The 20,161-nt window shown below is 44.9% G+C and carries 18 protein-coding genes; 8 read left to right on the top strand and 10 right to left on the bottom strand.

Features of this window, described 5'->3' with window-relative positions; translation table 11 throughout:
- Nucleotides 1-27: 27 nt before the first annotated feature.
- Both B2089_RS08530 and B2089_RS08525 read left to right on the top strand, forming a co-directional pair.
- Nucleotides 28-2,004 carry a RecQ family ATP-dependent DNA helicase gene (locus tag B2089_RS08530; protein ID WP_296324670.1) on the top strand — a complete coding sequence of 659 codons (1,977 nt, stop codon included), beginning with the start codon at nt 28-30 and terminating at the stop codon, nt 2,002-2,004.
- Entirely contained in the window at nt 2,001-2,897 is an 897-nt protein-coding gene (locus tag B2089_RS08525; RefSeq protein ID WP_296324666.1) for an ORF6N domain-containing protein, read from the top strand. Before B2089_RS08530 ends, B2089_RS08525 begins: the two co-directional genes overlap by 4 nt.
- Before the next feature lie 80 nt (nt 2,898-2,977).
- On the opposite strand, the gene B2089_RS08520 is transcribed toward B2089_RS08525, so the two are convergent.
- Nucleotides 2,978-3,703 (bottom strand): hypothetical protein, encoded by a 726-nt coding sequence (locus B2089_RS08520; protein ID WP_296324664.1) that lies wholly within the window; start codon nt 3,701-3,703, stop codon nt 2,978-2,980.
- 138 nt (nt 3,704-3,841) lie between these two features.
- On the opposite strand from B2089_RS08520, the gene B2089_RS08515 reads away from it, so the two are divergent.
- Nucleotides 3,842-4,207 carry a helix-turn-helix domain-containing protein gene (locus B2089_RS08515; RefSeq protein ID WP_296324662.1) on the top strand — a complete coding sequence of 122 codons (366 nt, stop codon included), beginning with the start codon at nt 3,842-3,844 and terminating at the stop codon, nt 4,205-4,207.
- A 48-nt stretch (nt 4,208-4,255) separates the two neighbouring features.
- On the opposite strand, the gene B2089_RS08510 is transcribed toward B2089_RS08515, so the two are convergent.
- The 3 genes from B2089_RS08510 to B2089_RS08500 are packed head-to-tail and all read right to left on the bottom strand — an operon-like array spanning nt 4,256 to nt 8,903.
- Nucleotides 4,256-6,364, bottom strand: a complete 2,109-nt coding sequence (locus B2089_RS08510) for a helicase-associated domain-containing protein (RefSeq protein ID WP_296324659.1) — start codon at nt 6,362-6,364, stop codon at nt 4,256-4,258.
- 10 nt (nt 6,365-6,374) lie between these two features.
- Entirely contained in the window at nt 6,375-8,165 is a 1,791-nt protein-coding gene (locus B2089_RS08505) for a DNA repair helicase XPB (protein WP_296324656.1), read from the bottom strand.
- Nucleotides 8,166-8,903 carry a hypothetical protein gene (locus tag B2089_RS08500; RefSeq protein WP_296324653.1) on the bottom strand — a complete coding sequence of 246 codons (738 nt, stop codon included), beginning with the start codon at nt 8,901-8,903 and terminating at the stop codon, nt 8,166-8,168.
- A gap of 67 nt (nt 8,904-8,970) precedes the next feature.
- On the opposite strand from B2089_RS08500, the gene B2089_RS08495 reads away from it, so the two are divergent.
- Nucleotides 8,971-10,200, top strand: a complete 1,230-nt coding sequence (locus B2089_RS08495) for a dicarboxylate/amino acid:cation symporter (protein ID WP_296324650.1) — start codon at nt 8,971-8,973, stop codon at nt 10,198-10,200.
- Between the two features lie 2 nt (nt 10,201-10,202).
- On the opposite strand, the gene B2089_RS08490 is transcribed toward B2089_RS08495, so the two are convergent.
- The 3 genes from B2089_RS08490 to B2089_RS08480 all read right to left on the bottom strand — a co-directional run bounded on the left by B2089_RS08490 (nt 10,203) and on the right by B2089_RS08480 (nt 13,413).
- Nucleotides 10,203-11,927 (bottom strand): GGDEF and EAL domain-containing protein, encoded by a 1,725-nt coding sequence (locus tag B2089_RS08490; RefSeq protein ID WP_296686778.1) that lies wholly within the window; start codon nt 11,925-11,927, stop codon nt 10,203-10,205.
- 117 nt (nt 11,928-12,044) lie between these two features.
- The gene (locus tag B2089_RS08485) at nt 12,045-13,082 is read right to left on the bottom strand and encodes an FAD:protein FMN transferase (protein WP_296324635.1); all 1,038 of its coding nucleotides are present in this window, start codon (nt 13,080-13,082) and stop codon (nt 12,045-12,047) included.
- Between the two features lie 70 nt (nt 13,083-13,152).
- Nucleotides 13,153-13,413, bottom strand: coding sequence for an RbsD/FucU domain-containing protein (locus tag B2089_RS08480; RefSeq protein WP_296324632.1), 261 nt, complete (start codon nt 13,411-13,413; stop codon nt 13,153-13,155).
- A 149-nt stretch (nt 13,414-13,562) separates the two neighbouring features.
- On the opposite strand from B2089_RS08480, the gene B2089_RS08475 reads away from it, so the two are divergent.
- The 4 genes from B2089_RS08475 (at nt 13,563) to B2089_RS08460 (ending at nt 16,623) form a co-directional block, all read left to right on the top strand.
- Nucleotides 13,563-14,021, top strand: coding sequence for a YhcH/YjgK/YiaL family protein (locus tag B2089_RS08475; RefSeq protein WP_296324628.1), 459 nt, complete (start codon nt 13,563-13,565; stop codon nt 14,019-14,021).
- Nucleotides 14,022-14,029: 8 nt separating this feature from the next.
- Nucleotides 14,030-14,791 carry an IclR family transcriptional regulator gene (locus tag B2089_RS08470; RefSeq protein WP_296324625.1) on the top strand — a complete coding sequence of 254 codons (762 nt, stop codon included), beginning with the start codon at nt 14,030-14,032 and terminating at the stop codon, nt 14,789-14,791.
- A gap of 73 nt (nt 14,792-14,864) precedes the next feature.
- Nucleotides 14,865-15,011, top strand: coding sequence for a hypothetical protein (locus tag B2089_RS08465; RefSeq protein WP_296324623.1), 147 nt, complete (start codon nt 14,865-14,867; stop codon nt 15,009-15,011).
- Nucleotides 15,012-15,105: 94 nt separating this feature from the next.
- Nucleotides 15,106-16,623 (top strand): phosphomannomutase/phosphoglucomutase, encoded by a 1,518-nt coding sequence (locus B2089_RS08460; RefSeq protein ID WP_296324621.1) that lies wholly within the window; start codon nt 15,106-15,108, stop codon nt 16,621-16,623.
- A 149-nt stretch (nt 16,624-16,772) separates the two neighbouring features.
- On the opposite strand, the gene aspS is transcribed toward B2089_RS08460, so the two are convergent.
- From aspS to B2089_RS08445, 3 genes are read right to left on the bottom strand one after another with little or no spacing between them, the layout of a single operon-like run.
- Nucleotides 16,773-18,608 carry an aspartate--tRNA ligase gene (aspS, locus tag B2089_RS08455; protein ID WP_296324609.1) on the bottom strand — a complete coding sequence of 612 codons (1,836 nt, stop codon included), beginning with the start codon at nt 18,606-18,608 and terminating at the stop codon, nt 16,773-16,775.
- Between the two features lie 12 nt (nt 18,609-18,620).
- Nucleotides 18,621-18,890, bottom strand: a complete 270-nt coding sequence (locus B2089_RS08450; protein ID WP_296324606.1) for an ACT domain-containing protein — start codon at nt 18,888-18,890, stop codon at nt 18,621-18,623.
- A gap of 37 nt (nt 18,891-18,927) precedes the next feature.
- The gene (locus B2089_RS08445; RefSeq protein ID WP_296324602.1) at nt 18,928-20,073 is read right to left on the bottom strand and encodes an Mbeg1-like protein; all 1,146 of its coding nucleotides are present in this window, start codon (nt 20,071-20,073) and stop codon (nt 18,928-18,930) included.
- Nucleotides 20,074-20,161 lie beyond the last annotated feature (88 nt).

Raw genomic sequence — 20,161 nt, 5'->3', positions numbered from 1 at the left:
TCTCGCTTATATATAAAAAAGGAAAAAATGGACTATACTAATAAATCGCCGGAAGAGGTTTTGAAATCGGTTTTTGGATATGACTCTTTCAGGCTGCTTCAAAAAGATATTATCTCTAATGTGCTTGCTAAAAAGGACACGCTGGCTATTATGCCTACCGGGGGCGGAAAGTCTCTTTGCTATCAGATTCCGGCTCTGATTTTTGAGGGGATTACTGTGGTAGTCTCTCCACTCATTTCCCTTATGCAGGATCAAGTGGCCGCTCTTAATGCGGCGGGGGTCAAGGCGGTCTTCCTTAATTCTACGGTGGAGTGGGAAGATTACAAGGATTCCATGAATTCCATTCGCCGGGGGGAAACTAAGCTTCTTTATGTAGCCCCGGAAACTCTTGTGACTTCCAAAATCAATGACCTGCTCCACGATTCCAGGGTGACGGTGAGCTGCATTACCATTGACGAGGCTCACTGCGTTTCTGAGTGGGGGCATGACTTTAGGCCGGACTATCTTGAAATTTCCGCCCTGCGAAGTCAGTTTAAGGACGCGGTTTTCCTCGCTCTCACGGCGACGGCCACTTTGAGCGTGAGGGAAGACATCATCAAAAATCTCAGGCTGAAAAATCCCGCGGTTTTGGTTTCAAGTTTTGACAGACCCAACATTTTCCTCGATGTAAGGCAGAAAAACCGAAATGCACTGGATCAGGTTGTTGAATGCATTCGCCGTCACCGGGATGAAAGCGGCATCATCTATTGCTTTTCAAAAAGGCAGGTGGACGAGCTGACCGAAAAGCTGGACAAACTGGGCTATTCCGTGCTGAATTATCACGCGGGGCTTAGGGACGAGGTGAGAGCCGACCATCAGACAAAATTTATCCGCGACCAGGTGCAGATTATGGTGGCGACTCTGGCTTTTGGAATGGGAATCGATAAGCCCAATGTGCGATTTGTAATCCACTACGACATGCCGAAATCTCTGGAGCAATATTATCAGGAAATCGGACGAGCCGGGCGGGACGGCTTAGAAAGCGAAGCCCTTCTTCTCTACTCGGCGGGGGACATTCACAAAATCCGCTATCTTTTTTCGGAGGCGGCGGACAAGGAGCGGTGCGAAAGGCTCTTACAGGGAATGATTTCTTACGCCACCGGGCGCACATGCAGGCGGAAACTTCTTCTTTCGTATTTCGGCGAGAATTATGAGGGCAAAAATGAGCGGTGCTGTGATTTGTGCGACATGGGACCGATGCCCGAAATTGACATGACGATTCCGTGCCAGAAATTCATGAGTTGCATTATTCGCACGGGGAGCAGATTCGGTGCGGCGTATGTGATTGATGTTTTGCTCGGCTCACGGAACAAGCGAATCCTCGAAAACGGGCACAATATGGTCTCGACTTGGGGAATCGGGCGCGAACTCGACAAAAATCAATGGCATGAACTTGCGAATCTTTTAATCGAAAAGAATTTCGTGACAAAGTACGGCGACTACAACATTCTCATGCTCACGAATGACGGACTTGCCGCTCTAAAAAACCGCGACAAAATCATGCTGCCGTTCAATTTGCCGAAAAATGCGAGCGGAGCGGCGGCTTCAAGCGATTTGCAAGCAGAAGGAACATTTTCCCCGAAATATCGCGCGAGCGTGGGAAGCGCGGGCGGAATGATGTTCCCCAAGCCCGAAAAGAAAAAACCAGCGTGGTCGCAAGCCGCTCGTCATTCTGAATTTATTTCAGAATCTCAAAAAACAGGTTTCGTTCTTCATAAAAAGGAAGTTGACTTTGGTGACGATGACGAAGCAAAGCGAATTCAAGCCGAACTCAAAAAATGGCGCAAGCGAAAAGCCGAAGAAATGAATGTGCCGCCTTATGTGATTTTCGGCGACAAAACCTTGAACGACATCGCGGCAAAAAAGCCTCGGACTGAAACCGCTCTTTTCGATGTTCACGGACTCGGCGAAAAGAAAGTGGAGAAATTTGGCGCGGAAATTCTAGAGATTGTGGGGGAAGAATGAACACGGAAATTTCTTTATACGACACAGAAAAGCTAAAAGACAAAATCTACACAATCCGAGGTCTGCAAGTCATGCTTGACTTTGAGCTTGCTGAAATTTACGGATACACAACGAAAGCCTTTAATCAACAGGTGAAAAACAACATCGACCGCTTTGATGAAGATTTTCGCTTTCAGTTGACAGAAGCAGAAACGGATAATTTGCGGTCAAATTTTTTGACCGCAAATTATAGTAAAATGAGCAGAGTTCTTCCGTACGCATTCACTGAGCAGGGAATTTACATGCTCATGACCGTGCTGAAAGGCGAACTTGCCGTCACGCAAAGCAAAATGCTCATCAGAATGTTCAAGGAAATGAAGCATTTTCTTCAAAACAACGCAAATCTCTTCGTGGAAATCGACGGGATAAAAAAGCATCTGCTCGAATCAGACATTCATCAAAAAGAAACCGACAAAAAAGTCTCGGAAATCTTCACGCTCCTTGACAAGTACCATGTAAACGACACGCAGGGCATTTTTTTTCAAGGGCAGATTTTCGATGCCTACGCGAAATTTGAATCTTTTATCGCGCAGGCACAGAAAGAAATCATTTTGGTGGATAACTATGTCGATTTAAGCGTTTTGGAGCGGCTCGCGAAAAAGCAAGCAAATGTGACCGTCACTATTTTTACCGCCCCGAAAACGCCTCTGACCGCACAGGACATTCAGAAATTCAACGCGCAATATCCGAGCCTGACCGTAAATCACACGGCGAAAATGCACGACCGATTCCTGATTATCGACCAAAAAACGCTCTACCACATCGGCGCGTCGCTCAAAGACTTGGGAAAGAAATGCTTTGCGTTTGAAGTGCTCGACAATTCACTTATCCCGCATCTTTTGCAGAATGTGTAGACAGTCCAGCCACCACGCTCGCGATTCCGTTCACGGTGAAATTACGAGCGCAAGTAGCGGGAAAATAAAATGCCGATTCATTAGTATAAAGTATCTTTAAACTGCGGGCTTTTCTTCACATTGTCATATTCTTTCAGCAACTCGTTCGCCATGATACTTGCGAAGTAATCATAAATCTTCTGTTTTCCGATTTCTGACGAACGGTACCAAATACCTTTAAATTCTTTTTCGGCAGTTGAGGAAACATTCTTTTTGTAGATGATTTCCTTGATTTGCGCGTCATACACATAGATGTTTGCATTTGTCTTCATATACATTGTTGTTTTATACGGATGGGCAATAAGCAAAAGTCCGATTGGAAGACCGACTCCCGTACTACAAAAAACAATTCCCGCGATTCTCGCACCGTCCATCTCATTTGTCGTGTAGGTCAAATCAAAGTCAGGAATTTCAATAAAAGTGATGTATCGTTTTTTGTTCTTGTATTCTTTGATTTCCTGAAAACTATAGACGCCGAAATAAGAACTGCTTTCGTCAACCGCGATTCCGCCAAACTGCAGGGCAGAACCAACAGACCGAATCGACTGCGTGTTTTTTATCTGCCCCCAATCCGTGCGCGAAGAATTACCCCACTGTGCGTCGCCCGCCTTGAATCCGATGAATTCCATATTTGGCGTTTTATAACTTTCCTCAAATTGGTATGAATCAATACTTTCTGTAAGTTCCATTTCTGTCTGACAACTGATAAAAGCGAGCAAAGACAACAGTAAAGCAAAACCGAACATTTTGTGTGAAAAAAGTTTCATAAAGAATCTCCTTGTTTACCCTCGAATGGGAAAATGTATTTCAATTACACAATTTTATATTATGTAATTACATCTTATTTTAATATCAATTACATCACCTGTCAAATTGTAAAACCATAATCATGTTAGATTTTTTCCATGTCTGATGTAGAAAAATCGTTTAAAGAGCGACTTACAGAAGAATTGAATTATCAAGGGCTTTCAAATAAGGAATTCGCGCAAAAAGTTGGAATCAATATCGGAACACTCGGCATGTACCTCTACCGTGGCTCAATTCCTGCGGCGGATGTGGCGGTAAAAATGGCGCAGGTGCTCAACACAACGGTGGAATACCTTGTGCTTGGGACTGATAAGAATGTGCCCGTCTCAAAAACGAACACAAAATCCGAATGGCAGAAAAAAGAAATCAACACGATTCTGAACGCACTCTCGCCCGCACAACTCACCGCATTCTTGGAAATCGCACGCGCCTATAAACGAGGCGTAGAAAGTGAGGAAGTGTGAATCACATTCATCATTTTGCATTACGCATCATGACTTCAGCAGTGCCCATTACCTCAGCACGCTTCCCCGAATCCGCTTGACGAATTTCGCCTGACCTACGGCAAATTCCTTAACAAGAGACTCTTCATCCACCCGCTCAGGGTTTACCCGCATGAGAACAGTGGCGTCGCTCCCCTCTTTTGAAAGAGAAATCGGCACGCCTACGATTATGCGCTCCCCGAACTGAAGCTCCACCATACAGTTATTTGCGATTGAATCCTCAATGATGTGGACTTTTCCCGAAAAATCCATGCCACCGGCCTCAAACCGCTCATACTTTACGCTATCGGCGCGAAGTTGCACTGGAGAAAGGATGATTTTATGCTGAATTCGCTCCTCAAGACCTTCTTTTTTTTCGGGGGGAATGTTCATGCTTTCAAGGCAGGCACGCATGGCCTCAAAATGGGCAGCTCTCTCTTTGTCTGATGTAGGCTTGGCCTCTTCATCCGAGTCATAGCGATCTGTTTTTTGCGGAACTTCAAATTCCGGGAAGCCCACGCTTTCATAATTCTTTTCGGGAGTTTTGATTTTTCCGATGAAATCCAGTCCGCTCCGTGCGATAATATTCGCCGCCTGTTCGTCGCTTTCAACCGAAAGCAGGTAAATTCCCGCGCCCAATTTTTGTGCGATAAAGGGAGAAATTGCGGGATTGTTTTCTGTCATGGCCGCATTTTCTGCACTGACCTGAAGGACATAGCCCTTGTAAATCGTGGCAGATGAATATGAGCGGCTCCAGTCATCCACAGAAATTTCAAGGTTCTGGGGAATTTCATAAGGACTGTATTTTTTGAGAAGGGAGAAAATTCTGTTCTCGCTTAAACCTGCATCAAAGCCCCGCATTACAGACTTTCGGTTGATTTCAAAAACCGCCGCCGTGTCGAACTGGCGCAATTCCATGAAATCCATGAGGGGAATAAGATTTTCCAGGGAAAGGCCAGGCAAAATGGTTACGGTAAATCCCGCGTCAACACTCAGGCATTTTGGTCTGTCTTCAAATTTTTCGTTCTCGTCAAAAATCGCACCGGAAACAAAAATCTCCTCGCCTTTTACATCGACTCCTTTTTTTGAAAGAATCCCGAAAAGTGAAGCGCAATCAATCAGCCTGTCCAAAACGGAAGACAAATCCCCCTCATGCTCGACGATTGCCGAGTCAATGTTTTTCGCCCGGTTCAGGATTGAATTAAAACGGGAAGTCGAGCCAAAAGACGAAAGCCCCGCCGCATCACTCTGATCTTCAGAAATGATATGCGCAAGTCTTAAAATTATACTTCGTGAAAAGCCTCCGTGAGGAATTGAAGTCGCAACATCAAGCAGCAATTTTGCCTGCCGAATCAATCCGTTACGAGAAAAGCGCCCCTGACTGGCAACGCACAAATATGCGTACTGCAAGCGAGGATCCAGCCGGGCAAAAGCCAGCAATTTAGTTTTGTCGATTTCGTAACCGTCAGGAATTTCCCTAAGCAGAGACAAATTGATAAAAGCCTTGGTAAGATTAAAAAGAAGCTCCGTCTTGGAAGGAAAAAGTCGTTCGATTTCAGCCTGGGTTCGCTTTTTAAATGTACCGTCAGCCTTGCACAAATCTTGATTTTTGTTGATGAAAGAAATAAAGGCTGCAATCAGCTCCGGACTGAGCTTGGAAGGAGTTTCATAAGAAAGCTCTGCATAATCAGGATTTTCAAGAAGAACGGTCTGCTTCGTGTAAGGCTCAAGATCGTCTTCAAGATGAGGATTAAGAAGAATAATTGTTTTGTCCGTGTTTTTATCAGTCTTTCGATAAAGAATAAGGCGTTCCTCAAGATTCAGAATACGCTCATACAATTCGGCGTAAGAAAAGGAACCTGCAAAAAAAGAAAAGAGTTTTTCAAGAGTAGCGCGGGAAATGTACTTGACCGCCGAAATAATGCGCAAATCGGTCTCGCTGAGCAAGGAAACCAGCGTTTTTCGGCTTTCTTCCTTGCGGATAAAAGCCCCCAGCTCCTCGATGAGTTTCTGCTTGTTGAAAGGAGTCTTGATTTCACCCAAATACATGCGGATAATCTCGAAAAAATGATTATCAGGCAGGACGGCTATGCTCTCCCGCCAGTCGATGATTCTCTGTACTTTGGGATCTAATGTCATAATTCACTCCTTATTTTAAACAAACCTGCTCGCCATCCAAATATTCGCCCAAGTCCGCCGCGTCCTTGCAGCGCAGGAGCCGGTACTGGTAGCCCTGCTCCGCCAGAAATTTCTGACGGTTGGAACCAAATTCTTCTTCTACGGTGTTTCGTGTAATCAGTGTGAAGAAGCGGGATTTTCGTTCTTTCGGACGCAAGATTCGCCCCAATCGCTGGGCCTCTTCCTGACGGCTGCCGAATGTTCCGCTCACCTGAATTGCCATGCTGGCATCAGGTAAATCAATCGCAAAGTTGGCAACTTTACTTACAACGAGGACACGGATTTTGCCACTTCTAAAATCAGCGTAGATTTTATCCCTCTCATCGTTTGGAGTTTTCCCAGTGATAATCGGGCAAGAAAGCATTTTTGAAAGTTCGTCCAGCTGGCTCAAATACTGACCGATGACAAGAATCTTGTCCTGAGGGGATTTTTCCACCAGCATTTTGACAAATTCGGGCTTTTTGGGATTTTCGCTGGCGATTCTGTGCTTTTTGCGCAAATCTGCCACGGCGTATTCAATTTCTTTTTCTTCGCCCAGATCAATTCTCACTTCAATACATTCTGCCGTAGCGATAAAACCGCTGGTCTCCAAGTCCTTCCAGGGAACATCGTATCGCTTTGGGCCTACAAGAGAGAAAACATTGCCCTCGCAGCCGTCCTCGCGGACAAGGGTTGCCGTAAGACCGACCCGGCGCACTGCCTGAATCTCTGCGGCGACACGGAAAACAGGAGCCGGCAGGGTGTGAACCTCATCGTAAATGATAAGGCCCCAATTTCGCTTTCGGAACAAAGAAAAATGAGGATAAGGACCGTCCTTTTCGGGCCGCCATGTGAGAATCTGATAAGTGGCCACGGTAACGGGCTTGATTGTCTTGTTTTCGCCAGTGTACTCGGCTATGTCCTCGTCAGTCAGATTGGTTTTGTCTTTGAGCTCTTCAATCCACTGGTGGACGGCGGAAATGTTCGTGGTGACGATTAAAGTGCTGGTTTTGAGAAGATCCATGACCGTCATGCCCACGATTGTTTTACCCGCACCACAAGGAAGAACAATGGTGCCGAAGCCTGTTCCGGGGCCTTTGTTGCCCACGATGGCAGAAGCGGCTTCTTTCTGGTACTGGCGCAAAAGAAAGGGCTTACCCGAAAGAGTGGTCTCCCGGAGATTGATTTCCAGAGGCTCACCGTCAATGAGGGGAACATCGTCCTTAACAGGCCAGCCCATGCGCAAAAGTTCCTGCTTAATCGTTCCCCGGTCAGTGAGGGCAAGGCGGAAACAGTGGGATTTTTCTTCTTCGCTCACCACAGTCTGCTTCATCAGCTCGTCCTGAGGCTGCTCGTATTCGGCAAGGGTAAGATACTTCCGCCCCACCGCGCTGGCCGCAATTTCCTTAAAAACAGGAATGCTTTCCGTTACGAGATAAAGATATTCGATTTTCTGTTTTTCAACTTCTATCCATGGAGCCGGCACCAGGCGCAATTTTCCGAAACGGCCGGCGGTCTCCCGAATCCACATCTCGACGGCCTGGGGAACATCGTAGCGAGCAAATTCGTGGAGGACATTCACCGCGTCTTCTGGAGAAAAACCCGCCGCATTAGCATTCCACAAGGAAAGGGGCGTAAGCCTGTAAGTATGCAAATGTTCGGGCGAACGCTCAAGCTCGGCAAAAGGAATCAGCGCGTTCCGGCAATCTTCGGCGCGACTCGCATGCACATCAAGGAGAAGGGTTCTGTCACTCTGTACGATTAAAGGATTTGAATAGTCCATTTAAAATCCCAGAATTCCCAAACCTGACGGACTTTTTGCCCCGGCCTTGACCCAGGCGACTTTCTGTTTTGGAGAAAGGGGCTTTTTGAGATTGTCGATTGCGTCCATATATTCGCAAAGCCAGACAGAAAGAGAAGAGTCTCTCTTTGAAAGGTCGTTGTTCGGCTCGCAAGAGACTAGAATCGGAATGACGGAATTTCCCTCTGCCAGTTCAGCGGCCATATTCTCAGCGAAAGCCTTGAATGCTCCGCTTGCAGAAGCAACAATCGGATTTGAAAGCTCCACTCCAGAAGACCTAAGAGAAGAAGAATTAATTCCGTCAGCGAGACCATAATTGGATTTGTGAATGAAAGCGATTTTTCCAACTTTTTCAGGAAATCGGGCAAAACGAGAGACCAATTCCTGAGCAAGATACTGATAGCTTGCAATTAGCTCTTCGATAATTTGCGCATTGATATTTGAATCCCGGTACTTTGTCGCAAAATAAAACTCATCGAAAATGAGAACAGCTTCGTCAAGACCGCCTTCATTTTCACATTTGAGGGCAAGAGAGCGACAAGAAAGAGCTGAACCTCTGTTCCACGAAACTGCAATCACACCACTTGTATTAGCATGTTCTTCACCATCGGCAAGCACAGAACTCGTCGCAATTACTTTACGCCCCTGAAAAGAAGCTCCCGACGCAATATCGTTTCCGGCAGGAAGTTCCTTACCGGCAAATAAAATCATCTTTCCCATAGCGGACAATTATAGCATATTTTTTTAACAGGTGGTAGATTCTCTTGCAATTTGTTATAATGACTTCATGAAAGTTTGGATTAAATACATAATTGGAACGCTGCTCGGTATTATTGCAGCTTTTATTCTTCCGCTTAACATTCCGCAGGTAGAATCCGCAGTGTCAAGCATTTCGGAATTTGCCGTTCGTTTTGGTCGATATTCGCTCATTCCGCTCATTTTCTTCGGAACGGCAATGTCCATGTACAATTTGCGCAACAAAAAGCGCATTATGAAGACAAGCCTGTGGACAGCCAGCACAATCATCGGGTCAACCCTTATTTTGCTTCTACTCGGTCTGATTACGATTCTTATCGTTTCTTTGCCTCGAATTCCAATCACAGGCGAAAAGATTTCCGAAGACCCGACAATTAACATCAAAGAGATGATTTTCAGCACTTTCCCCTACTCTGGTTTTGACGCACTCAAGAACGGGCTTTTTCTGCTTCCTGTATTTGTAATCGCAGCCTTCGCAGGAGGTGCATGTGCGTCTGATATCAACGACTCAAAACCCGTCTTGAGTTTGTTTGAGTCTGCGATGAAAGTATGCCAAACCATGTCGGCATTTTTCGTTGAATGGCTTTCCGTTGGAATGATTGCCATTTCTTGTTATTGGATGCTTCAGGCTCGCTCCATTTTCTCAGTCACTACCTTTGTTCCGATTTTCGTAATGCTCCTTGCGGATTTTATAATTGTCGCGGGAGTAATCTATCCAATTATTTTGCGTTTTCTTTGTAAGGACTTACACCCCTACCATATTCTCTACGCCAGCATTTGTCCTATAATAACAGGATTTTTCTCCGGCGACTCAAATCTAACCTTACTCACGGCAAGCCGTCACACAAAAGAAAGCCTCGGTATCCACGATGAGACAAACAATTTCTCTCTCCCCCTCTTTTCGATTTTTGCAAGGGGAGGCACGGCTCTTGTCTCTACAATTTGTTTCGTAACGATTTTCCGCTCTTATACGCCACTTGGATTCACATTTTTTGATGTGTCATGGATTTTTGGAGTGGCGCTCGTCACTTCATTCGCTCTCGGTTCATTCCCGCAAGGAGGCACATTTGTCGCACTCACTGTTATATGCGCAATGTATGGCCGCGGATTTGAAGCTGGATACCTGCTTTTGCGCCCTATGATGCCGATTCTTTGCAGTTTTGCAGGGGCATTCGATGCCCTTTCTGCTATAACAGGAAGCTACATCGTAGCAGTTAAAACAAAATCATTTGATAAGGTGGATTTGAAGCACTATATTTAAGATTATTTCGTCTTTTTGTAAACATCTTTGTTTACATCAAGGCGCAAATGGTGCTCACGGAAATCTATATTGTTGCATGGGCGACCGAAATAGAAGCCCTGGAATTTATCTGGTCCATACTCAATAAGCTTCTCGATATCGCTCTTTTCTTCAATTCCTTCCATGCAGACTAGCATTCCAAGTTCGTGAGCCATTTGAGTAATATGCTTGATAATCTTGCGGTCGCCTTCATTGCCAGCAGTCGCTTTTTGAACGAATGTGTAGTCGAGCTTTAGAGTGTTTGCCTTGAGATATTGCAAGTAACGAAGATTTGAATAGCCTGTACCAAAATCATCGATGTCAACATTTACTCCAAGTTTTGAGAAAGCCTCTGTAAGCGCCTGCAATTCATCGCCATTGTCTATATATCCACTCTCGGTGAGTTCAAGCGTGACATTCTTGGGGTTGACCTCGGAAATAAGCAGAGCCGTCTCAACATCCCGCAAAATATCACTCTTTTTGACTTGAATGAAGGAGAGGTTTACGCTCACCCGAAAATCTTTTTGCAGACGGTTCCATTCAGCGCATTGCATAAAAGCCGTACGCAAAATCCATCGGCCGACCGAAACAATCATGCCAGTTCGTTCCAAAATAGGGATGAATTCATCAGGCGTAAGGATACCGTAACCAGGACAAGTCCAGCGGATGAGGGCTTCGCAACCGATGACATTGAGGACAGTTTTATCAACATCAAGGTAAAGATTTTTTGCATCGACGACAGGCTGGTAATACAATTCGAATCCAGAAAAATCATTTCGGATTGAATCTCGGATTTTTTCCTGAAAATCAAGGGTTTTTAGATGCTGTGTATAATCAACCGCATTGAATGTAACTAGATTATTGCGTCCGTTTCGTTTTGCCGTGTTTATTGAATAATTGACTTTTCGAAATAAGCCATCAAGCTGAGAAGCATCATTCATAAAAGCAACCATTCCGCCAGAGACAGTGAAGATGATGTCGTAACCTAATCCATGTTCGGCTTCTGAAATTTCGCGGCGCAAGTTCTCATACATTTTTTGAGCAACAAGCGCAGACTTTCCTGTAAGGTTCATACAGACAAATTCATCGCTTGACAGTTTATAGGCTTTTGCTGTTCCAGAGCAGACTTTTCGGCAACAATCACCGACTTTCGAGACGATGACATCACCTGTCATAACACCATACTGCTCATTGATTGCGCCAAGATTGTCGATATCAATTTTAAGCAAAAATCCTGAAACATTTTGCTTTTTTGTCCATACAGAGCCGAAGTCAATACGAAGCTGGGACTCTGTGGCAAGCCCAGTAAGCAAGTCGGTCTTATCTTCATCGGTGACGATTGAGACTTCCCCGACCAAAATGCGGCTTTCGTCATTATCATTGGGAAGAAGACGCCCACGGCAACGAATCCAAACCGGCTTTCCGTTTTTGTTAACCCAACGGTAATCAAGATTGTGCTCAGTTTTTTTACCAGTTTTAAGCAAATCAAGGTCAGCGCGCAAAGAAGGCTGATCCTCGGAGTAGACAATCTTCATGATTTCCTGCGTGGCGTTTTCTATTTTTTCTTCTGGGAAATTAAAAATATTGCGGGCATACGAAGATATAAAGTAAGTGTCTTTTGACAAATCGAACACAAAGAGAAAGGAATCCGTACATTGATTGAGTATCGTAACAAGGCCTTCGAGTTGCCTTGTTTCCAAATTTTCCAAACCGTAACTCATTTAAACCACGCGCTAAATTCAGTATAACACAAAAGCTGGAGTTTTCATATTTTTTTTGGAAAAAAAAGTTATATTTTTTTCAGTGAAAAATGGAAATTTGATTTTTTAGAGAGATGACCAATTTTCGTACAGAATTTTGTATTCAAAAGGAAAATTTGGCGAAAATGAAACCGTTCGGTTCTTTTCAATAAAGATAACATAAAAATCTTCACGGAAATTCTGCTCAATACGAGGCATAAGGGCAAGGGAAGCCTGTTTTCCAAGAACAAAGAAAGCCGTCGTAAGAGCATCGGCAAGCATGGAATTCTCGGAAATGACTGTAACAGAAGCCAATTCATTTTCGATTGGATAACCATCTTTGGGGGAAAGAATATGATGATAGCGTTTTTCGCCTTCTTCAAAAAAGCGCTCGTACATTCCGCTAGTCACGACAGCCATTTGCGGAATGGAAATTTTCAGCAAAGGCGCGGAAACATCTGGAAATTCTGGATTTTTTACGCCGACATTCCACAGGGCATTTTTTGCTTTTTTTCCATATACATAGACATTGCCGCCTAAATCTATGACAGCTCTGCGGATTTTATGCTTTTTACAGATTTTTGCAACTTCATCAGCCACATAGCCTTTTGCTATTCCGCCAAAATCAAGCTGCATTCCAGGCTTTAAGAGCCGAACTGATTTTTCCTCAGGATTAAGTTCAATATTTTTATAATCCACAAGGGGCAACAAGTCATCGATTTCTGATTGAGAAGCAACATGTGGGGATGGTGAATTTACATGCCAAAGGGATACCAAAGGCTCTATCGAAACATCAAAAGCACCGTCCGTAAGTGCTGCGATTTTTTGCGCTGTTTCAAGAACCTTAAACACATCATTCCCGACAAACACCTTTTCGTGAGAGGCAAAATGATTAATATTAAATAAATCAGACTCTGCTTTATTGAGGCTGAATTCAGTATTCAACTGATCGATACGAGCAAAAATTTCATCATAAATGGCTTCTGTGCCCTGATTGTACAAATCGACATAGCAGATTGTACCTAATGCCTGCTCAAAACGCGGGTCAGCCTTACTGCAAGAAGAAAAAGAAAAAAGCAGAAGCAAAAGCAGCAAGGGGGCAAAAGACTTCAAGTCTATTTTCATTCTATTTCAATATTACATTTTTACAATTCAAATTACAAGACTACAGGCAGATTCCAAGAAAAAACTTATTTTACAACCCCCTTTGCGAGAATAATATCAATTCCGGCTCTCTCATCCCTGCTGCCTTATCCTTCGGATCCATATCCATGAGACGAGCCGCATATTCAGGAACATGGTCAAGGGGAAAGAGCGGCAGAATCGCCTTGAGTAAATCATCAGCCCTTATGCCAGGAAATTGAAGGACTCGCTTTCCGTTAGTATTTGCCGGAAAATTTGCGTCAACAATAGCAATTTTATCCCCATGCCCCATATCAGAATTTTCAATAATCAATATTATTCTACATCGTTTTTGTTCTAATTTACAAGATTTTTCTCATTTTCCGACATTTTTCTTGACAATATCAAAATTCATGATATTCTAGAATTACAAAACAGCGTTCTCTATTTCAGAACATCGTTTTGTAAAACAAGGATGTCAAAATGGTCGTTTCAGATTTCAAAAATCTTCATCGCTACGATTCTCTAAACCCGCTTTTTAAAAAAGCTTTCGACTGGATTCAAAACACGAATCTTATTTCTCTTTCTCTGGGAAAACATGAAATTCAAGGCTCGGATTTATTCGTAAATGTTCAAGAATATGAAACAAAATCTATAGCGGAGAGTTTTTTTGAGGCTCATCGCTCCTACATTGACATTCAATTCCTAATAGAGGGGAGCGAGAATATTGGTTGGGCAGACACGGCCTCTCTTTCTGAGCTTGAGCCTTACAATCCAGAGTCTGACTTTCACAAACTCTCAGGAAAGGCAAAAGAAACGGTAACAATCGGCGGCAAAATTGCCTGCATTCTCTTTCCGGAAGATGCCCACATGCCCTGTCTCAAGGCAAGCGAAGGCAAAAAGGCAAAAGTCCGAAAAATCTGCATGAAAATCAAGTTATAGGAAGTTTTATGGAAGCGGAAGGCAAAGTCAAATCATTACATAAAGCCCTTAAAGTTCTCGAATGTTTCACGCCAAAAGCAAGGGAGCTTGGCGTTTCGGAAATAGCCCGTCTTCTCGATCTCAACAAAAGCAATGTCTACAATATTCTCGCCACCCTTGAAGAATGTGGCTATGTCAAAAAAAATAAGACCTCTGAAAAATACAGCCTCGACTTCAAGATGGTGCAATTCTCCTACACGGTCATGTCCAGCTACCCCTACACAAACCTCATCGTGCCGGTCATAAAAGATTTGGCAAGCGACTTAAATGCAATCGTCTATTTTGGAATTCCTCACGGAGACAAAGTTCTATATCTCTTTTCGGCATATCCAAAGAGTTACGGGAAAAACATTCCATACCGCTCAATTCTTGGGGAAACGGCCCCCTATTACTGCACTTCACTAGGCAAAGCTTTGCTCATATCAATGGAAGAAAACGAAATAATGCACCTCATCTCAGGTGAAAAAATCAAATACACGGAAAATACGCTAGTCGAAACAGAGGATATCCTCGCTGACATTAAACAATCAAAAGAACGGGGATATGCCATTGACAACATCGAGCATGAAATCGGCGTTCGCTGTGTGGGAGTTCCCGTAACTGACAGAAACGGCTCCCTAATTGGGGCAATCAGCGCATCAGGTCCTACCAGCATCGTCACAGAAGAAAAAATCGAGAGTTTCAGTCAAAAAATAATGACTGCGGCTTTTGAGATACAGTCACGGCTTTAGCCGTAAAAAGGTGGAAAGGCTTCAACAGGAGAGGCTTTTATATATTTTTTTTCATAAACAGAGGAGGCTAATTATGAAAAAAATTCTTGCTGCGTCATTGTGCGCGCTTCTTTCAATGGGTCTTCTTCTTTCCTGCAACGAAAAAGGAGAGAAGAAAGTCAATCATCGCGGAGACTTTCATTCTTCAGATTCTGAGCCTCTACCTTCAGATGGATTATGACCTTGACCCCAAACAGTATGTCAAATGGCATCCGGGCGGAAGTCTGGGTAAACTCCGTGAAAACGAAAAATAAGATTTAAAAGAGAAGTGCTGTATGGACTCAAAAGATTTTCTCAAGCTCCAGAACGGAAGCGACATCCGTGGAATTGCGATAGAAGGCATTGACGGCGAGCATGTAAACCTTACTTCCGAAGCCGTAAACAAAATCGCCCAAAGTTTCGCCCTTTGGCTTTCAAAAAAGACAGGCAAAGATATTTCTGCCCTTAGAATCGGCATCGGGCGGGATTCCCGCATTACCGGAGAAAATCTTGCTTATGCCTCTGCGGCGGGGCTTTCATACTGCGGAGTGCATGTCATCGACTGCGGCTTGTCTACGACTCCTGCCATGTTCATGAGCATAGTCTTTGAGGAAACGAATTTTGACGGCTCAATTATGATTACGGCCAGCCACCTCCCCTTCAACCGCAACGGACTGAAATTCTTTGACAAGAATGGAGGACTTGAGCACGAGGATATAAGGAATATTCTCGAAAATAGCTGTAATTTTAAAGAAAAATCTCAGCCGACAAACGAAGAACGATTTGATTTAATTTCCCTCTACGCTGGATTTCTTTCAAATAAGATTAAAAAAGAATTTGATTCCATCAGCCAGCAGGAAAATGACGGTAAAAAAGAAAAGCCTCTTTCTGGCCTGAAAATCTTAGTGGACGCAGGGAACGGAGCCGGCGGATTTTTCGTCTCAAAGATTCTCGAACCGCTGGGAGCCGACACGACCGGGAGCCAGTTTCTGGAGCCGGACGGAACTTTTCCCAATCACATTCCCAATCCCGAAAACAATGAGGCAATGGAGTCAATCCAAAGTGCCGTCCTCAAAAACAAGGCTGATTTGGGCTTGATTTTCGATACTGATGTTGACCGGATGTCAGCCGTGCTTCCAGACGGAAGCGAAGTGAACCGGGACGCAATCATCGCGCTGGTGGCGGCAATTCTCGCTCCCGATTACCCGAATTCTACTATTATAACGGACTCCGTCACCTCGGACAGGCTGACCCGCTTCCTTGAAAAAGATTTGGGGCTCAAGCACCACTGCTTCAAGCGGGGCTATAAAAATGTCATCAACGAGTGCAAGCGGCTCAATTCGGAAGGAATCGTTTCGCCGCTGGCTATGGAAACCAGCGGTCACGGCGCCCTCAAAGAAAATTACTACCTTGACGACGGAGCCTACCTCGCGGTCAAAATCATCATCGCACTGGCAAAGACACGCGCTCAGGGAAAGACGCTCTCAAGCCTTATCGAAAAGCTGGAGCCGCTACTTGAAGCCGAAGAAGTCCGCTACAAAATCACCGCAGAAGATTTTGCCTCTTACGGCGACAAAGTTCTTGCCGAATTCAAGGCAAGGGCAGAAAAGGCCGGGCTTGTCATGTCGAAGTCTTACGAAGGTGTAAGAATTTCTTTTGACGACAGCGAGAAAAAAGGCTGGCTCTTATTGCGAAAATCTCTGCACGACCCGGTGCTTCCTCTCAATATTGAGGGCGAGAGAGCCGGAAGCGCAAAAAAAATCCTGCAGGTTGCACAAGAGCTTTTAGCAGGATTTGATAAATTAGCAAAGTAGTTTTTTATTCCTTTTCGATTTCAGTACAAACGATGTGCAAATCTTTAAGCTGCTGCTCGTACGTCTGGTCAAGGCACGCTTCGCTTAAAGCCTTGACTCAGCCGTTTGCAGGCGGCCTGCTAAAGCGTACCGCCTTACATCTACCAGACTTAATCTTTCTCTACTTCAGTACACTTCAAGTGCAAGTCATCCAACTGCTGCTGGTCAACGAAACTTGGGCACTCGTCCATCGGGCTAGCTGCCAAATTGTTTTTCGGGAAGGCTATTACTTCGTGGATTGACTCTTCATGGCGCATGAGCATTACGAGGCGGTCAAGTCCTGGTGCGATTCCGCCGTGTGGTGGTGCACCGAACTTGAATGCCTGAACAAGGAAGCCGAATGCTTTCTGGGCGCGCTCTTCTGAGTATCCGACGATTTTGAAGATTCGCTGCTGCAAGGCCGGGTCATTGATACGCATAGAGCCAGAAGCCAGCTCGTAGCCGTTCAAAACCAGGTCGTAGAGGTCGCCTTTTACGGCTCCGGGGTCGCTCTCCAGCGTATCCCAGTATTTTTTCTGAGGAAGAGTGAACATGTGGTGCTCAGTCTCCCATTTGTTTTCGTCCTCGTTCCATGCGAAATAAGGGAAGTCAATAATCCATGCGAAGTGGAATTCATCTTTCGGGTCGTAGAGATTCAAATCCTTGCCCAGCTGCTTTCGCACTGCTCCCAAAGCGACGCAGGCTGTCTGCCATTTCTCATCGCTTACGAAAAGGAGAAGGTCGTTCTTTTCGGCACCGAGTTTGCCACAGATTTCAGACTCTTTTCCGGCGAAGAATTTTGAGATTCCGCCTTCGAATTTGCCCTCTGCGTCAACTTTCATCCAGGCCAAGCCCTTTGCGTGGTTGATTTTTGCCACGGATTCAAGAGCCTCAATCATCTTGCGGCTGTATTTGTCGGCCACATTCTTTACGACAAGGGCTTTAAGGCCGCTTCTCTTGTGACGCTCGATTGATTTGTCAGCATTTGCGGCTCCAGCCTTGAAGGCGTTGAAGTCGCTCAAATCCGCCATGAAGCTAGCATCCTGCATTTTAAGATCAAAGCGCAAGTCCGGCTTGTCGCTTCCGTACAAATCAAAAGCGTCGTCCCAGCTGATTCGGTCGAATTTTGCAGGCAAATCGTAGTTCAAGGTCTTTTTGAAGATGTAGCCCATGAGTCCTTCGGTGGTCTCAAGGACTTCCTCGCGGTTGGTGAAGCTCATCTCCATATCAATCTGGGTGAATTCCGGCTGTCGGTCGCCACGGGCATCCTCATCGCGGTAGCAGCGGGCAATCTGGAAATATTTGTCAAAGCCAGAGACCATCAAAAGCTGCTTGTAAAGCTGTGGCGACTGAGGCAAAGAATAGAATTTTCCAGGATGAACACGGCTGGGAACGAGATAGTCTCGCGCGCCCTCTGGAGTTGACTTGATGAAAGTCGGAGTTTCAATCTCCAAGAAGCCCTTGCCGGTCAAATATTCGCGGGTTGCAAAAGTGACCTGTGAACGCAGGATAATGTTTTTCTGCATGGGTTCCCGGCGCAAGTCCAAATATCGGTACTTCAAGCGCAAATCTTCGTTTGGAAGAACCACCGTGCCGTCCTTCTGGCGGACTTCCTCGATTGAAAAAGGCAATTCCTGGCTCGTGGTGAAGATTTCGATTTCCTTTGCCTCGACTTCGATTTCGCCGGTCGCCATGTCAGGATTCACATCCTTTTCGCTTCGTGCGGCAACGACTCCCGCCACCGCGATACAATATTCACTTTTCAAAGACGAGGCGATTTTTTTGACTTCTTCGCTGGCCCCGTCGCCCACCATAACCTGAGTGATTCCGTAGCGGTCACGCAACTGGATAAAAACAAGACCGCCCAAATCCCGTGAGCGAGAGACCCATCCGTTCAATACAACATTCTTACCAACATCGCCCTTGCGCAATTGGCCGCAAGTGACCGTTCTTTTTGAGTTTTCCATTTATTAAGCCTCTTATATTCGATTCATTGAAGAAAAAACTTTCTCTGCCATGATATTGATTTCTACGCCCATTTTTTCACTTGTTTCGGTGAGAATGGTGCGCAATCCGTCAATGGAAATGTCCGCCTCATCGAGAGAGACCATCATCATCATGACGAAGTTACCAGAGAGAATTGTCTGAGTGATATCAGCAATATTGATTTTATGCTTTGCGAGAAGCGCGCTGACGCTCGCAATGATTCCAACTTTGTCGCTTCCAACGACAGTAATAATCGCGTTCATAATGCTCAATAATATCAAAAGCAAGGGGAGAATTCAATCATTCTTCCCCACGGCCAAGGGATTCCGACACAATCGTTTTTATGAACTCTCCTGCCAAATGCATTGCGCTGTCCCGGATTTCTGAATCAAGCGAAGCGAAGGCCTTGATGATTTTTCCGGTGTTTTTAAGCGCGTCCCGGCTCAAATCCGAATTCGTAACAGCATTCGTCGTTTCCAAAAGGCCAAAAAGAGTCTCGATGAATTCTTCCCTCTGCTCAGGCTTTAGCGGCTCGAACCACTTGTTAAATGACTTGAAGAAAATCTCGCTGCCGGAATCAAGGTCTTCTTTTGATTTAAATTCTGTCGCAAGGGTAAACCATGAAAAGGGATTGTGCTGCATGACCAGTTTTTCGTCACTCTGCACGATTTTGTAGGAATCATAATGATGAAAGAGCATTCCCACGATTGAGAACTGGGGGTAAACAGAGCGGACTTTTGCCTTGATTGAGAAAAAAGCGTCGCTGTCCAGACTATCCTGAGAGAAGCCCGGCCCGTCAAAATTGTAGACGACAGAAAGATTTTTCTTAGATTTTTCGTCCAGATGGGCGGCGGCAAAAAGCGCAAGGTTTCCGCCCTTGGAGTGCCCGCCCACAAAAAGCTCTGCCTTTTTAAAAGAAAGAGCTGTGCGGGTAAGATAAGAAAGGGCATCTTCCTGAGCGGGGACTTTTTCCAAAAAAGCGAGGTTAAAATCTTCCTTCCAGCCGACGATTGTGTCATCCGTGCCCCGGAATGCGACAAAAATTTGCTGTCTTTCAAGAAGTCCGCCTTCGTTGAGCAGGAAAGTGACCGCAGAAAACTGCTCTTCTTTTTCCTGATCGTATTTTGAGACAAAGCCGGTGACCTCCACATTCTTAAATCGCTCGCACTCCCCTGCCTTTTTAAGCAATTCATTTGTGCGCTCGTCAATCAACATTCCCAAATCGGAGCGGGAAGCAAAATCACTGGAGGCGAAAAAAATCTTTGCCAATTCAGACAATTTAATAGAAGAATCCAAACTTTCTGGCGCAAGACTCGTAAAATTCATATAGGAAAGCTGGCAGAAAATAAGGGCGTCAACTTCGTTCAGAGGAGAATGATCAAAAGTCAAATCGCCCCGCCAATTCAGGTAATCAATGATGTCGAATTTTTGTTTTTTATGTGCCATAACCTTATTCTAAAACAATTTAGTGATTCACTCAAATCGTTTTATGTGATATATTTTGCAAACAATAACATATACTAGACTTTTTTAG

The organism is Treponema sp. UBA3813 (assembly GCA_002368605.1).
Taxonomy (GTDB): domain Bacteria; phylum Spirochaetota; class Spirochaetia; order Treponematales; family Treponemataceae; genus Treponema_D.
The sequence above is the reverse complement of the archived record's forward strand: the minus strand, read 5'-3'. Positions and strand labels throughout refer to the sequence as shown.

What these genes read in the sequence shown, in the direction of transcription:
- aspS (WP_296324609.1), bottom strand. Translation starts at nt 18,608, where the DNA reads ATGGAAAACTCAAAAAGAACGGTCACTTGCGGCCAATTGCGCAAGGGC.
- B2089_RS08485 (WP_296324635.1), bottom strand. Translation starts at nt 13,082, where the DNA reads ATGAAAATAGACTTGAAGTCTTTTGCCCCCTTGCTGCTTTTGCTTCTG.
- B2089_RS08470 (WP_296324625.1), top strand. Translation starts at nt 14,030, where the DNA reads ATGGAAGCGGAAGGCAAAGTCAAATCATTACATAAAGCCCTTAAAGTT.
- B2089_RS08530 (WP_296324670.1), top strand. Translation starts at nt 28, where the DNA reads ATGGACTATACTAATAAATCGCCGGAAGAGGTTTTGAAATCGGTTTTT.
- B2089_RS08460 (WP_296324621.1), top strand. Translation starts at nt 15,106, where the DNA reads ATGGACTCAAAAGATTTTCTCAAGCTCCAGAACGGAAGCGACATCCGT.
- B2089_RS08505 (WP_296324656.1), bottom strand. Translation starts at nt 8,165, where the DNA reads ATGGACTATTCAAATCCTTTAATCGTACAGAGTGACAGAACCCTTCTC.
- B2089_RS08515 (WP_296324662.1), top strand. Translation starts at nt 3,842, where the DNA reads ATGTCTGATGTAGAAAAATCGTTTAAAGAGCGACTTACAGAAGAATTG.
- B2089_RS08475 (WP_296324628.1), top strand. Translation starts at nt 13,563, where the DNA reads ATGGTCGTTTCAGATTTCAAAAATCTTCATCGCTACGATTCTCTAAAC.
- B2089_RS08510 (WP_296324659.1), bottom strand. Translation starts at nt 6,364, where the DNA reads ATGACATTAGATCCCAAAGTACAGAGAATCATCGACTGGCGGGAGAGC.
- B2089_RS08525 (WP_296324666.1), top strand. Translation starts at nt 2,001, where the DNA reads ATGAACACGGAAATTTCTTTATACGACACAGAAAAGCTAAAAGACAAA.
- B2089_RS08445 (WP_296324602.1), bottom strand. Translation starts at nt 20,073, where the DNA reads ATGGCACATAAAAAACAAAAATTCGACATCATTGATTACCTGAATTGG.
- B2089_RS08500 (WP_296324653.1), bottom strand. Translation starts at nt 8,903, where the DNA reads ATGGGAAAGATGATTTTATTTGCCGGTAAGGAACTTCCTGCCGGAAAC.
- B2089_RS08450 (WP_296324606.1), bottom strand. Translation starts at nt 18,890, where the DNA reads ATGAACGCGATTATTACTGTCGTTGGAAGCGACAAAGTTGGAATCATT.
- B2089_RS08520 (WP_296324664.1), bottom strand. Translation starts at nt 3,703, where the DNA reads ATGAAACTTTTTTCACACAAAATGTTCGGTTTTGCTTTACTGTTGTCT.
- B2089_RS08495 (WP_296324650.1), top strand. Translation starts at nt 8,971, where the DNA reads ATGAAAGTTTGGATTAAATACATAATTGGAACGCTGCTCGGTATTATT.
- B2089_RS08465 (WP_296324623.1), top strand. Translation starts at nt 14,865, where the DNA reads ATGAAAAAAATTCTTGCTGCGTCATTGTGCGCGCTTCTTTCAATGGGT.